The organism is Actinocorallia sp. B10E7 (genome assembly GCF_039871655.1).
Lineage (GTDB): Bacteria > Actinomycetota > Actinomycetes > Streptosporangiales > Streptosporangiaceae > Actinocorallia.
The window spans coordinates 399,733-412,120 of sequence record NZ_JBDPLZ010000002.1; the positions used below are offsets into that span (position 1 = coordinate 399,733).

Genomic DNA, 12,388 nt, shown 5'->3' on the forward strand with positions numbered 1-12,388 from the left:
CCCATGCTCGACGTGAGCAAGCGCCCCGCCGCTCCTCCCGCGCCGCCGGAGGCCACCAAGCCGAGGTCCAGGTGGTCCACCTGGGTCGACCTGAAGGCGGCCCCCTACCTGCTGGTCTCCCCGTACTTCATCCTCTTCGCGATCTTCGGCCTGTTCCCGCTGGGCTTCACCGTCTGGGTGTCCCTGCACGACTGGGAGCTGGCGGGCGACCGCGAATGGATCGGCCTGGAGAACTACACCGAGCTCCTCCAGGACGGCGAGTTCTGGAACTCGGTCGCCAACACGCTCGGCATGTTCGTCCTGGCGACCATCCCGCAGCTCGTGCTCGCCCTGATGCTGGCCAACGCGCTCAACAAGCGCATGCGCTTCCGCCTGCTGTACCGGCTGGGCGTCCTGGTCCCGATGGTCACCTCGATCGTCGCGGTGGCCGTCGTCTTCGGCCAGCTGTTCGCCCGCGACTACGGCTTCGTCAACTGGCTGCTGCGCACCGACGGCCTGGACTGGACGGCCGACAAGTGGAGCTCCTGGACGGCGATCTCCGTCATGGTCGACTGGCGCTGGACCGGCTACAACGCCCTCATCTACCTGGCCGCGATGCAGGCCATCCCGCGCGACCTGTACGAGGCGGCCTCGATCGACGGCGCCTCCCCCCGCCGGCAGTTCTGGCAGATCACCATCCCCATGCTCAAGCCCGCGATCGTCTTCACCACGATCACCTCGACCATCGGCGGCCTGTCCCTGTTCACCGAGCCGGTGATGTTCGCCCAGGGCGACGTCGGAGGCGGCTCGCTCGGCCAGTTCCAGACGGTGGCCATGTACATGTACGAGAACGCGTTCCGGCACTTCGACTACGGGTACGCCTCGGCGGTCGCCTGGATGCTGTTCATGATGATCCTGCTGGTGTGCTTCTTCAGCTTCCTGTTCACCCGGCGGATCGGGGGGACCCAGTGAAAGCCACCCTGCTCACCCGCGCGACGCTCGTCGTGACGCTGCTCCTGTCGGCGTTCCCGATCTACTGGATGTTCGTCGTCGCGACCCGCTCCAACGACGTCGTCGGCATGGTGCCGCCGCCGATGCTGCCGGGCGGCAACCTCGGCGAGAACCTGGAGAGGCTCTTCGCCACCGAGGACGCACACTTCGCCAGGGGCATGCTGAACTCCGCGATCGTCGCGACGACCGTGACGCTGTCGGTCGTCGTGCTCAGCAGCCTGGCCGGTTTCGCCTTCGCCAAGCTGCGGTTCCGCGGCCGCGACGGGCTGCTGCTGGTGGTCCTGCTCACCATGATGGTGCCGCTCCAGCAGATGGGCATCATCCCGCTCTACATCATGATGGTGAAGCTCGGCTGGACCGGCGAGCTCAAGGCCGTCATCCTGCCGTTCCTGGTGAACGCCTTCGGGGTGTTCCTGATGCGGCAGTACGCGGTCCAGGCCGTGCCCGACGAGCTCATCGAGGCGGCGCGCGTCGACGGCTGCTCCACGCTGCGCATCTACTGGAGCGTCGTGCTGCCGGCGCTGCGCCCGGCCATCGCGGTCCTCGCGCTGTTCACCTTCATGCAGACCTGGAACGAGTTCATCTGGCCGATGGCCGTGCTGACGCAGTCGAACCCGACCGTCCAGCTGTCCATCTCCGCGCTGAACGGCGCGCACTTCCAGGACTACACGCTCGTCTTCACCGGGACCGCGCTGGCGACCGTCCCGCTGATCGTCATCTTCGTTCTCTTCGGCCGCCAGATCATCGGCGGCATCATGGAAGGAGCCGTGAAGGCATGACCACTCGGGGGTTTCCGGAGGGCTTCGCCTGGGGGGTCGCCACCTCGGCCTACCAGATCGAAGGCTCCACCGCGGCGGACGGACGAGGCACGTCCATCTGGGACACCTTCGCCCACACGCCGGGCAGGGTGCTGAACGGCGAGAACGGCGACGTCGCCAACGACCACTACGCCCGCTACGCCGAGGACGTGGAGCTCATGGCCTCTCTCGGCGTCGGCGCGTACCGGTTCTCCCTCTCCTGGCCGCGGATCATGTCCGGCGGCACCGTCAACCAGCGCGGCCTGGACTTCTACCGGAGGCTGGCCGACACCCTGCTCGAAGCGGGGATCACGCCCTACGCCACCCTCTACCACTGGGACCTGCCCCAGGAACTGCAGGACGCCGGGGGCTGGCCCGCCCGCGACACCGCCTACCGGTTCGCCGACTACGCGGCCGTCGTCCGCGAGGCGCTCGGCGACCGCGTCAAGCACTGGTTCACCGTGAACGAGCCGTGGTGCGCGGCCTTCCTCGGCTACGCCTCGGGCGACCACGCGCCGGGTCTGCGCTCGCCGGAGCTCGCCGTCCGCGCGGCACACCACCTGCTGCTCGCGCACGGCCTGGCCGCGCCCGTCCTGCGCGAAGGCGACGGGCTGGCGGGCGCGGCGCCCAACCTGTACGCGGTCTCGCCCGCCACCGGCAGCGAGCTGGACCTGGACGCCGCCCGCCGCATCGACGGGCTGCAGAACCGCTTCTTCCTGGACGCCCTGCTGCGCGGCTCCTACCCGGCGGACGTCGTGCGGGACCTCGCCCCGTTCGGGTTCGAGGACGTCATCCAGGCCGGGGACATGGAGCTGATCGGAGGCCCGCTCGATTTCCTCGGCATCAACTACTACTCCCGCCACACCGTGAGCGCCGAGAGCGACGGCGGGATGGTCGCCACCTCCCCGTTCGCCTCGGCTTCGCCGTGGCCCGGCGCGGCGCACGTCTCCTTCGTCCACGGCGGACGCCCCGTGACGGACATGGGCTGGGAGGTCGACCCCGGCGGCCTGCACGAGATCCTCACCCGGGTCGCCAAGGAGTACCCGTCCGTGCCGCTCTACATCACCGAGAACGGCGCGGCCTACGTCGACACCGTCGTCGACGGCGAGGTCGACGACCACGAGCGTGTCGCCTACATCGAGGCCCACCTGGAGGCCTGCCATGACGCGATCGCCGACGGGGTGCCGCTGAAGGGCTACTTCGCCTGGTCGTTCATGGACAACTTCGAGTGGGGCTGGGGCTACGGCAAGCGCTTCGGCCTCGTCCACGTCGACTACGAGACCCAGAAGCGGACCCCGAAGGCCAGCGCCCGCTGGTACGGGAAGATCTCACGGCAAAATGGTCTTCCGTGACTGAACAGCGCCCAACCCTCGAGGCGGTCGCCGCGCGTGCCGGAGTGGGGCGCGGCACCGTCTCCAGGGTCATCAACGGCTCACCCAAGGTCAGCGAGAAGGCCCGCGAGGCGGTGCAGAAGGCGATCAAGGAGCTGGGCTACGTCCCCAATCCCGCCGCCAGGACGCTGGTGACCCGGCGGACCGACACCGTCGCGCTGGTCGTCTCGGAGTCCGAGGAGCGGGTGTGGGGCGAGCCGTTCTTCGCCGGGATCATCCGCGGCATCAGCTCCGGGCTGTCGGAGACCGGCCTGCAGCTGCTGCTGGCCATGGCACAGACCCCGGCCGACCACGAGCGGCTGGAGCGCTACCTGACCGGCCGGCATGTGGACGGGGCGCTGCTGCTGTCGCTGCACGGCGACGACCCGCTGCCCCGCCGCCTGGAGGAACGCGGCCTTCCGACGGTGATGGCCGGTTCGTCTCCCGGCCGGACCCCGGTGGCCTACGTCGACGCCGACAACCGCGGCGGCGCGCGTCAGGCCGTCCAGCACCTCGTCGACCGGGGCAGGCGGCGCATCGCGGCGATCGCCGGCCCGCAGGACATGCAGGTGGGCCTGGACCGTCTGGCCGGCTACCGGGAGCTCAACCCCGGCCCCGACCTGGTCGCACAAGGCGACTTCTCCGAGGGGAGCGGCGCGGAGGCCATGCGCGAGCTGCTGGAGCGGGACCCGGAGATCGACGCCGTGTACGCGGCCTCCGACCCGATGGCCATCGGCGCGATGCACGTCCTGCGGGCGTCGGGCCGGAGCATCCCCGGGGACGTGGCGGTGGTCGGCTTCGACGACTCGAAGATGGCCCGGCACACCGAGCCCCCGCTCACCTCGGTCCACCAGCCGGTGGAGGAGATGGGCCGGGCGATGGCCGAGCTGCTGGTCGCCCGGATCCAGGGCCGCGACCTGGACTCCCTGGCGATCATCCTGGAGACCCATCTGGTGGTCCGCGAGTCCAGCTGAGCGGGCAGACTGAAGGGATGTACACCGAACGGGCGGCGCCGGAGGCCCACGGGGTGCTCTGGCGCAACACCGTGTCCGGCGGCCCCTACCGGGTGCTGCCCGACGGATGCCTGGACCTGATCTGGGAGGGCGCCGAGGTGATCGTCGCCGGCCCCGACACCGGTCCTTACCTGGGCGACTCGGAGGGGGCGGTCTTCACCGGGCTGCGGCTGGCCTCCGGAGTCGGCCCCCGCGTCCTGGGCGTGCCCGCCAGGGAGCTCACCGACCGGAGGGTGCCCCTGGCGGACCTGTGGGGCGGAGCGGAGGCGCGGCGGCTGGCGGAGAGGCTCGCGGCGACGGACGCGCCGGGCCGGATCCTGGCGGCGGTGGCCGCCGCGCGGCTGGCCGAGGCCGGACCGGCCGATCCGGTGATCGGCGAGGCGCTGGCCGGGCTCGGCGCGGGGGATCCGGTGCGCCTGATCGCCGCGCGGGCCGGGCTGAGCGAGCGGCACCTGCACCGGCGCTGCCTGGACGCCTTCGGCTACGGGCTGAAGACCCTGTCCCGCATCCGGCGGATGGGCCGGGCGGTCTCCCTGGTCGCGGCCGGGATTCCGCTCGCCGACGTCGCCTTCCGCGCCGGGTACGCCGACCAGGCCCACCTCAGCCGTGAGGTGAAGGCGCTGACCGGCGTCCCGGCCTCGGCGTTCAAGCCGACGGGCTGAACAGGTCGACGCCGTTGCCGTCGGGGTCGTGGACGACGGCGTAACGCTGCCCCCAGGGGGCGTCCCAGGGCTCCAGGCCCCGGTATCCGGCGGCGGCGAGACGTGCGTACACGGCGTCCACCTCCGCGGGGCCGTCGCACCGGAACGCCAGGCTGACCCGGGACGAGCCGGTCGGAGCCGTCCAGTGCGGGTCGAACCCCTTGATCACGTCCACCCGGTCCCAGGCCAGAAGGAGCCCGCCCGGCAGGGGCACCTCCACGTGCGGTTCGGCATCGGCCCCGGCCGGGATGTCCAGGCCGAGGAGCCGGTAGAAGGCCAGCGAGGCTGCCATGTCGGCGACCACGAGGCCGATCAGATCGAATTGCGGCTTCATGCGTCCACGCTAGAACGGCTCCGCCCCCGGAGTCTTGAACGAATCAGACACCGGGGGCGGGGCGTTCAGACGAGGAGGGTCACTTCGTCTTGTAGGGCAGCGGGGCCTCGCAGCGGGACGCGGGCTTGCCGTCGTCGCAGCCCGGGGGCAGGTGCACGACCTGCGGGTCGTGGTCGCTGGCCTTGTCGTGGAACTCGGTGTTGATGTGCACGACGCCGTAGGAGTAGCCCTTGATGGACGGGCTGACCAGGATGTGGTCGAGCGCCTGGGAGTTGCCGTCGAAGACGTAGCTGTAGCGCTCGTCCTCCGGCAGCGTCCCGATCAGGTTGAACAGGTCGGCGCCGCCGCCCGTCAGGGTGTTCATCACGGGGGAGAACTGGAAGTCGTTGATGTCTCCCAGCACGACGACCTTCGCCTCGCCGGAGCTGGCGGCGCCCAGTTCCTTGACGAAGGCGTTGAGCTCGCCGGCCTGCTTGAGCCGCTGCACCTCGCTGCTTCGCGTCGGCGGCTGGTAGCGGCCGTGCAGCGAGTCGTCCCCGCCCTTGGAGGCGAAGTGGTTGGCGATCACGAAGTACTTCTCGCCGTGGAAGACGAACTCGCCGGCCAGGGGCTTACGGCTGTCCTCCCAGGCTTCGCTGCCGGGGTTGACGCGGCCGGGTGAGACCGACAGCCGGACGTCGTTCTTCTTCTTGCCCTTGACCACGGTGACGGCCGTGGTGGCGTCACCGCCCTCGCGGTCCACGAAGTCGACCCGCTTGGGGTTGAACAGGAAGGCCTGCCGGATGTTGCCGCCCGGCTGGCCGCCGTCCTCGCCGTCGACGGGGTCGATCTGCCGCCACTGGTAGGACGGGCCTCCGGCCGCCTTGATCGAGGCGGTGAACTTGTCCAGGGTCGCGGCGGCGCCGACGGTCCCGTCGCCGGTGGGGCCGTTGTCGTCCTGGATCTCCTCGAGGGCGACGATGTCGGGCGAAGCGAGGTTGCCGACGACGCCCTGGGCGAGGCGGGCGAACTTGGAGTCGGCGTTGGTGGCGGCCAGGTTCTCCACGTTGTAGGTGGCGATGCTCAGGCTGCCCCTCTTGTGGCGCTTCACGACCTGCTTGCGGATGCCGCCGTCCCGCTCGGCGCCGATCTGCGAGGCGATCATCGTGTAGCCGCCGTACCGCTGGTAGTCCAGCGGTCCGGCCGAGGTGCCGGTCAGGGTGTCACCGACGTCGACCTGCGGGGCGTCGCCGCTCATCGTGATGATCTTGAGTCGGCCGTTGTTGGGTGTTTCGTATGACTTATAGATGACGCCGCCCCGGGGGGTCGGGTTCTGGCCGGGCTTGGTCTCGACCCACACCTCGTCGTACTCGTTGGCGGGGCTGACGACCCTGGTGTCGGAGACCGAGACCCGCATGCCCTCACGCGCCTCGTACCAGTCGAGCGTGTACTTCGCGGGCTCCAGCGGGAGGCTCTCGATGCTGCCTCCGGGCTGCGCGACGTAGGCGCCGGGCAGGGTGTCCGGGCCGATGGCCTCCGCGGCGGGCAGCGTGCCGCCCGCGCTCACCTTGGTGACGGTCGGGCCGCTGATCTCGGTGAGGGTCTGGTTGGCCCCGCCGCCCGGCCGGTACTCGGTGACCTTCCCGCTGACCAGCACCGAGTCGCCGATCTCCACGGTCGGGTCGGCGTCGGTGTAGACGAAGACGCCCTCGCTGGTGGCCGGGTCGGCGTCGGGCTCGGGGTCCTGGATCCAGAAGCCCTTCGAGCCGGACGCGCGGACGCCGGTGACGACGCCCGGCACGTCCTTCACGGTCTGGCCGTTCAGCGGCGAGATCCGGGTGTTGCCCTGGATGTCGCGGATGCGCTTGGCGGCGGGGGGCTCGCCGCCGGGGTTTCCGACGTCGACGGTCTGGCCCGCCGCGTTCGTCGGGGTCGGGACGCCGGACTTGAAGTCGGCGGAGTTCACGTCCGTGTCGACCAGGGTGGCGCGCGCCGCGGAGGTGGTGTTGCTCAGCACGGGCGCGGCGGTGCCCTCGCGGACCACCGCGCTGCCGAAGCCCACGAGGTCCTTGACGGTGGCGTCGGCCGCGCAGTCGGCCGCGGTCTTGCAGGTCAGCGCGGTGGTGCCCGCCACCAGGGCGACGGTGCCGTTGGTGCCCGACATCGGGATCGTGCCGACGGTGTCGGGGGCGGGCAGGGCCAGCGTGCCGCCGGACCCGGCGGCCTCCTGGACGAGGAACCTGCCGCCGGCCGGGACGGTCCCGCCGAGCGGCGTCACCTGCCAGGTGGTGGAGGCGCCCGGCGAGGCGGAGATGTACTGGACGCTGTAGCCGTCCAGGCTGAGGGGGGTCGTCCCGGCGTTGGCCAGTTCGATGAAGTCGTTGGTGAGGACCGCGCCGGAGTTGCCGCCACCGCCGTAGACCTCGGAGATGACGAGGTCGGCCGACGCTGCGTGCGCGGGCGGTACCACGGCCAGCGCCACGGGAAGGCTCAGCGCGGCGAGCAGCCAGCCGAACCGGGACGCCCGCCGGGACGTCGCGAGGGGGATTGCCACGGGAGGGCTCCTAGGAGGATGATCAATGATCTCCGCGTCAGGATCCTGCTTTCCCGCCGCCAGGAAAAGGGGAGATTCCCACTAATCAGGGAGTGTTCAGTCCGGTGAGATTGGAGATTCACCCAGTCCTCACCCGGCCCTCCCCGCCTCCTCCGGCGGCAGCGTGCTCCTGGCCGCCTCAGTGGCCTCGGCGAGCCGGTGCCGGAGCGTCCGCAGCAGCTCGTCGCTCTGCTCGGTGAGATGGTCGATGGCCGGGACCTCCAGCTCGTCCCGGACGGTGTCGGCGAGCAGCTCGTCGTACTCCAGGTCGCGTTCGGCGAGCGCCTCCAGGGCGTGGCAGGCGCGGTAGGCGGCGTCGGCCTCCAGGGCGCTGCGGGCGTAGCGCTCCAGCGCCTCGATCCGGCGGGCGACGGCGGCGACCGAGATCTGGAGCTTCTCCCGCTGGGCCTCCCGCAGCGCGGCGAGCTCGGGAGCCTGCTCCAGCGCCTCGGCGTCACGGCGCAGCCGGGAGTGGCGGGCCAGCACCTGGGCGATCTCCCACTCCTGGCGGGGCAGCTCCACCTGCGGATCGAGGCCCTCCAGCACGCCCTCGCGCACCACCTGGGCGCCGCGCACCTGCTCGGCGGCCCGCTGGACGCGGACCAGCAGCGCGGAGGCCTCGTCGTCGAAGTCCTCGGGCAGCAGATAGCGGTCGGCGCGGTCGCCCAGCGCTCGGGCGCGGCGGACGTCGTCCAGCAGCCGCCGGGAGCAGAAGGCCACCACCATCAGCGGCAGCGCCAGCCAGAGCCAGGCGCCGCCCAGCAGGAGGAAAGCGGCGACGCTCAACGCGGCCAGCACGGGCGGGGCCAGCCGCAGCAGCGGGCCGCGCCGGGCCACGAGCGAGTCCAGTTCGGTGCGCAGGGTCGGGTCGGCCACCGGACGCGGCGTGCCCGGCGCCTCGCCGGCCGGGGCCACCAGCGTCCAGGAGGACGGCACGTGCGTCTCGAACGCGAAGTCACCCGGGGAGATGTCCACCTCGGCGGGGCCCGGGCCCAGCGGCCACGCGCCCACCGGGCGGTCACCCGCCTCGCCCCGGAACAACACCCACCATCCGCCCCGCCCCTCGGTGCAGCGGTATCTGCCGGCAGGCATGTCGATGCCGACGAAGTACGTCCCCGTACCGGGGATCATGTGCGTGAGAGTCAACTGCCCGCTCCGCTCCGGTCGCCGCCCCCAAAGGCGTCAACCGTTCACCTACCCGCGAGAGGCCCGGAATATAACGACCGGATCAGGACCTCTCCGCCGAGGGCGAGAGAAGGAACGGCGAGAGAAGGAACAGGGTGAACGCGGCGAGCGTGGTGTTGTCGAACACCACCCCGTCCCGGATCAGCTTCTCGAACTCCGGGCGGGAGACCCAGCGCTGCTCCATGCCCTGCTCGGTGTGCTCGCGGTCCACCGGTCCCCGGGTCAGCCCGGTGGCGAGGAAGACGTCGCACTCCTGGCTGGTCAGCCCCGGAGCGATGGCCACCCGGCCCAGCGGGGTGAGGGAGGAGGCGCGCAGCCCCGTCTCCTCGGCCAGCTCCGCGCGGGCCAGCTCCTCCCCGGGCGGCCCGTCCTCGGGCCAGGTGCCCTGCACGAACTCCCACGACCGGCGGCGCAACGGGTACCGGTACTGCTCGATGAGATGGAATCCGCCGTCCTCGTACGGGATGACGCAGGCGGCGGTGGGCTTGTCCACCACCGAGTACAGCCCCGGCGAGCCGTCCGGATGACTGATCCTGTCCTCACGCAGGCTCATCCACCGGTTCCGGTAGACCTCCCGCGACGAAATCGGCCGCACCCGCCCCTCCGTTCTGACTCGACTGCCCTAACCTTCGACCATGATCGAGCATCCGCCCGTCGTACACGACGATCCCCCGGGCGAGCCGCCCTGGGCGCTGCAGCTGGCCGTCCGGGTCGAGAAGGCCGAGCCGCCCTCGCACGAGGCGGTCTGCGCCGCGGCGGCCTCGGCCGTCGTCCGCCTGCTGGCCGACCCGGCCTTCGCGCAGGAGGTCGGGCGCTGGGAGGACGGGCGGATCCGCAAGGTCGTGCGGCGGGCCAGGGGAGCGCGCTGGAAGGACGCTCAGGAGCTTCCCGGGGTCACCGTCTCCTGGCGGGGAGCCGAGGTCCGTGCCTTCGCGCCGGGGCCGGTGACGGAGGTTCCGGCGCGGATAGCAAAGCTCCAGGTGGCCGGGACCGACCTGGAGCACGCCGCGGTGCCCGCGCCCGCCGTCCCCTACGGGGTCGTCGCGCTCAACCCCGGGGCGGGGATGAGCACGGGCAAGGCCGCCGCGCAGTCCGGACACGCCGCGCACCTGCTCTACCGATCGCTCGGCCCGGCGGAGCGCGGGTCCTGGCTGGAGAACGGGGCGCCGGTGCACCTGGCGGAGGTGCCGTGGGACGAGGCCGTCGCCCGCGCCGCCGTGCGCGTCCGCGACGCCGGGTACACCGAGGTCGCGCCCGGCACGATGACCGCCGTCGCCTGGCTGGTCACCGGCCTCCCTGGCGCTGCCAGCGGTTGAGCGTGTTGAGCGCGATCTCCTGGGTGCGGGACAGGCCGGAGGGCGCGGGGCCGCCCTGCGGCGGCATCCCCTGCGGCGGCATCCCCTGCGGAGCGCCCGCGGGGGCGGGCCCGGACGGCGCAGGGAAGGGCTGCTGCCCCGGCTGCCCCGAGGTCTGCAGCCGCGCGGCGCGGACCTTGGCGCTCAGGGCGTAGGAGAGGAACAGCAGGACGCCGAAGAGCAGGGTGTACACGGCGTGCTCGGCCAGCGTGACGAACTGGCCCTTGAAGAGGTCGAGGACGCACAGGGCGGCGAAGCCGAGCACCCAGCCGAGCAGTCCCGGCAGGAACCAGACGTCCCGTTTGCGGATGAGCCCGGCCGCCGTGACGGCGAGCAGCAGCGCCTCCAGGCACTTGACGGCGACGAGGATCGGCATGGCGAGCCCGTCACCGAAGTAGGCGGCCACCTCGACTTTCCGGTTGCTGAAACCCAGCAGGCCGGTGACGAGGTTCGTCAGCCCGTACAGCACCAGGAAGACGCCGATGGCGTAGTGCTGGCGGTGCCAGGCTCCGCCGGAGGGCGCCGCGGGCTGCGGAGGCCGCTGGGCGTACCCAGGGGGCGGGAAGCCCTGCTGGGGGTGTCCCTGCGGCGGCGGGTACCCCTGCGGGGCGTAGCCCTGCGAAGACTGCTGCGGAGAGGGCGGCGCCGGCTGCCGCTGCTCGGCCTGCGGGAGCGGCGCGACCTGACGGTCCTGCCGCGCGTCCGCGGCGGGCCGGTCCTGCTGCGGCATCGGCACGGGCCGGGTGTGGTCCAGGACGGTCTCCCCGGACACCGGCGCGGGGTCCCGCACGGTCTGCGCGAAGTCGATGGCGGGGGGACGCTGCGCGGGGTGGGCGGCGCCCAGCGGCGGAGTCGCGTCGGACCCGTCCTGCCCGCCCTCAGGCTCGGCGGGCGAAGGCTGGCCCGGCAGGGCGAAGTCCCGCCGGGTGGTGTACGGGTCTTGCGACATCGTCCATACCTCTCATCGTCGGCTAGCAGGAAATCTATCCCGATTGCCAAGGAAGAGCATGGCGATCTAGTCCATAAGGGGGGTCGTCGAACTAGATCCGGCGCTGCCTCTTGCGGGGACCGCGGCGTGCGGGAAGTGTGAATCGTGTCGGGCCACGCGATCTCTGCGAAAGTGAGCAACGGGAATGCCTGACGACACGGGGACGACCGCGCCCCTGCAGTCCATGCAGACGCGGATCGATTATCTGGAACGGCTCGGCGACGAACTCGTCGAGCGCGGTCTGAGGGTGAGGCTGACCATGCCGCTCGGCACGGCGCCCTGCCTGCACGTGATGAACCCGGAAGCGTCCGCTCTGACGGAGAACATCCTGGCGGAGCGCGGCGCGGACGGCTGGTGGTTCTGGTGGTCGTGGGCCGAGCGCATAGCCGCGGCCGACGATGTGCCGGGGGCCGCGTCGAGAGTCGCGCAAGTGCTCGCGGCGAGTCCCGTCACGTGACTTGAGAAGCGGTGTTCCACGGGCACGGAACGTGAGACATGGTGGAACACCGCACTTCGCTCACTTAACGCCTAAATGTAACTTCTCGCACCAGGGCGGATGTAAGGGGACTTATCTATACTCCCTTCTTCCCGTGCGAGGAGGCGAGTGATGCGACTCGATGCCGACCGTGACTCCATGACCTGGTGGCAGGTCGTCGACCGGGGGGAGGTCCTGCTGCAGCAGTGCGGAGAGTGCGGAGGGAAGCGCTTCCCCGTCCGGGACTCCTGCCACGCCTGCGGGTCCCTCGACTCCGCCTGGGTGCCCGCGCTGGGCGCGGGCCGCGTCTCCAGCTGGATCGTCCACCGCCGCCCGACCGGGGAGTCGTACGCCGTTCTGTGCGTGCGGCTGGACGAAGGCGAGCACGTCCTCATGCAGGGCAACCTCGTGGACGGGGATCCCACCCAGATCACGCCGGGAATGCGGGTCCAGGCCGTCGTGCGGGACGGGCTCGTGCGGTGGCGGCCGTTTTCGGCGCCCCCCTTGTAACCAAGCGGCCGCTTGTTAGATTGGCGGGGCCGCGCGTTCCGGAAGGGACGCGCGGGCCGGTCGATCGTGCTCGGGGGAGAGGAGGCGGCTCGTGGTGC

At 71.4% G+C, this 12,388-nt stretch carries 13 protein-coding genes; 8 read left to right on the forward strand and 5 right to left on the reverse strand.

From position 1 onward, the window contains the following. Nucleotides 1–3: 3 nt before the first annotated feature. Genes ABGB12_RS06945 through ABGB12_RS06965 form a run of 5 tightly spaced genes read left to right on the forward strand, consistent with a single transcriptional unit; the run spans nucleotide 4 to nucleotide 4,832 of the window. Nucleotides 4–951: a sugar ABC transporter permease gene (locus ABGB12_RS06945; protein ID WP_347675431.1), complete on the forward strand. Its 948-nt coding sequence runs from the start codon at nucleotides 4–6 to the stop codon at nucleotides 949–951. Further along, nucleotides 948–1,769, forward strand: coding sequence for a carbohydrate ABC transporter permease (locus ABGB12_RS06950; protein ID WP_347675432.1), 822 nt, complete (start codon nucleotides 948–950; stop codon nucleotides 1,767–1,769). The genes ABGB12_RS06945 and ABGB12_RS06950 overlap by 4 nt, the downstream gene beginning before the upstream one ends. Continuing rightward, entirely contained in the window at nucleotides 1,766–3,139 is a 1,374-nt protein-coding gene (locus tag ABGB12_RS06955; RefSeq protein ID WP_347675433.1) for a GH1 family beta-glucosidase, read from the forward strand. Before ABGB12_RS06950 ends, ABGB12_RS06955 begins: the two co-directional genes overlap by 4 nt. After that, nucleotides 3,136–4,131 carry a LacI family DNA-binding transcriptional regulator gene (locus tag ABGB12_RS06960; RefSeq protein WP_347675434.1) on the forward strand — a complete coding sequence of 332 codons (996 nt, stop codon included), beginning with the start codon at nucleotides 3,136–3,138 and terminating at the stop codon, nucleotides 4,129–4,131. The genes ABGB12_RS06955 and ABGB12_RS06960 overlap by 4 nt, the downstream gene beginning before the upstream one ends. Before the next feature lie 17 nt (nucleotides 4,132–4,148). Continuing rightward, on the forward strand, nucleotides 4,149–4,832 hold the full coding sequence (locus tag ABGB12_RS06965) for a helix-turn-helix transcriptional regulator (RefSeq protein ID WP_347675435.1): 684 nt from the start codon (nucleotides 4,149–4,151) through the stop codon (nucleotides 4,830–4,832). On the opposite strand, the gene ABGB12_RS06970 is transcribed toward ABGB12_RS06965, so the two are convergent. From ABGB12_RS06970 to ABGB12_RS06985, 4 genes are all read right to left on the reverse strand, one after another. Next, on the reverse strand, nucleotides 4,816–5,205 hold the full coding sequence (locus ABGB12_RS06970; protein ID WP_347675436.1) for a VOC family protein: 390 nt from the start codon (nucleotides 5,203–5,205) through the stop codon (nucleotides 4,816–4,818). The two genes, ABGB12_RS06965 and ABGB12_RS06970, sit on opposite strands and share 17 nt — an antisense overlap. Nucleotides 5,206–5,284: 79 nt before the next feature. Further along, complete coding sequence (locus tag ABGB12_RS06975; protein WP_347675437.1) at nucleotides 5,285–7,738, reverse strand: lamin tail domain-containing protein; 2,454 nt, start codon at nucleotides 7,736–7,738, stop codon at nucleotides 5,285–5,287. A 129-nt stretch (nucleotides 7,739–7,867) separates the two neighbouring features. Continuing rightward, nucleotides 7,868–8,908: a hypothetical protein gene (locus ABGB12_RS06980; protein WP_347675438.1), complete on the reverse strand. Its 1,041-nt coding sequence runs from the start codon at nucleotides 8,906–8,908 to the stop codon at nucleotides 7,868–7,870. 97 nt (nucleotides 8,909–9,005) lie between these two features. Then, nucleotides 9,006–9,515 (reverse strand): NUDIX hydrolase, encoded by a 510-nt coding sequence (locus ABGB12_RS06985; RefSeq protein ID WP_347675439.1) that lies wholly within the window; start codon nucleotides 9,513–9,515, stop codon nucleotides 9,006–9,008. An 82-nt stretch (nucleotides 9,516–9,597) separates the two neighbouring features. On the opposite strand from ABGB12_RS06985, the gene ABGB12_RS06990 reads away from it, so the two are divergent. After that, on the forward strand, nucleotides 9,598–10,278 hold the full coding sequence (locus ABGB12_RS06990) for a peptidyl-tRNA hydrolase (protein WP_347675440.1): 681 nt from the start codon (nucleotides 9,598–9,600) through the stop codon (nucleotides 10,276–10,278). On the opposite strand, the gene ABGB12_RS06995 is transcribed toward ABGB12_RS06990, so the two are convergent. Next, nucleotides 10,247–11,266 carry a hypothetical protein gene (locus ABGB12_RS06995; protein ID WP_347675441.1) on the reverse strand — a complete coding sequence of 340 codons (1,020 nt, stop codon included), beginning with the start codon at nucleotides 11,264–11,266 and terminating at the stop codon, nucleotides 10,247–10,249. The two genes, ABGB12_RS06990 and ABGB12_RS06995, sit on opposite strands and share 32 nt — an antisense overlap. A gap of 184 nt (nucleotides 11,267–11,450) precedes the next feature. Here ABGB12_RS06995 and ABGB12_RS07000 point away from each other — a divergent pair, with 184 nt between their 5' ends. Next, a complete protein-coding gene (locus ABGB12_RS07000) occupies nucleotides 11,451–11,762 on the forward strand; it encodes a hypothetical protein (protein WP_347675442.1) in 312 nt (103 codons plus the stop codon). 150 nt (nucleotides 11,763–11,912) lie between these two features. Then, on the forward strand, nucleotides 11,913–12,290 hold the full coding sequence (locus ABGB12_RS07005) for an OB-fold domain-containing protein (RefSeq protein ID WP_347675443.1): 378 nt from the start codon (nucleotides 11,913–11,915) through the stop codon (nucleotides 12,288–12,290). Nucleotides 12,291–12,388: the final 98 nt, after the last annotated feature.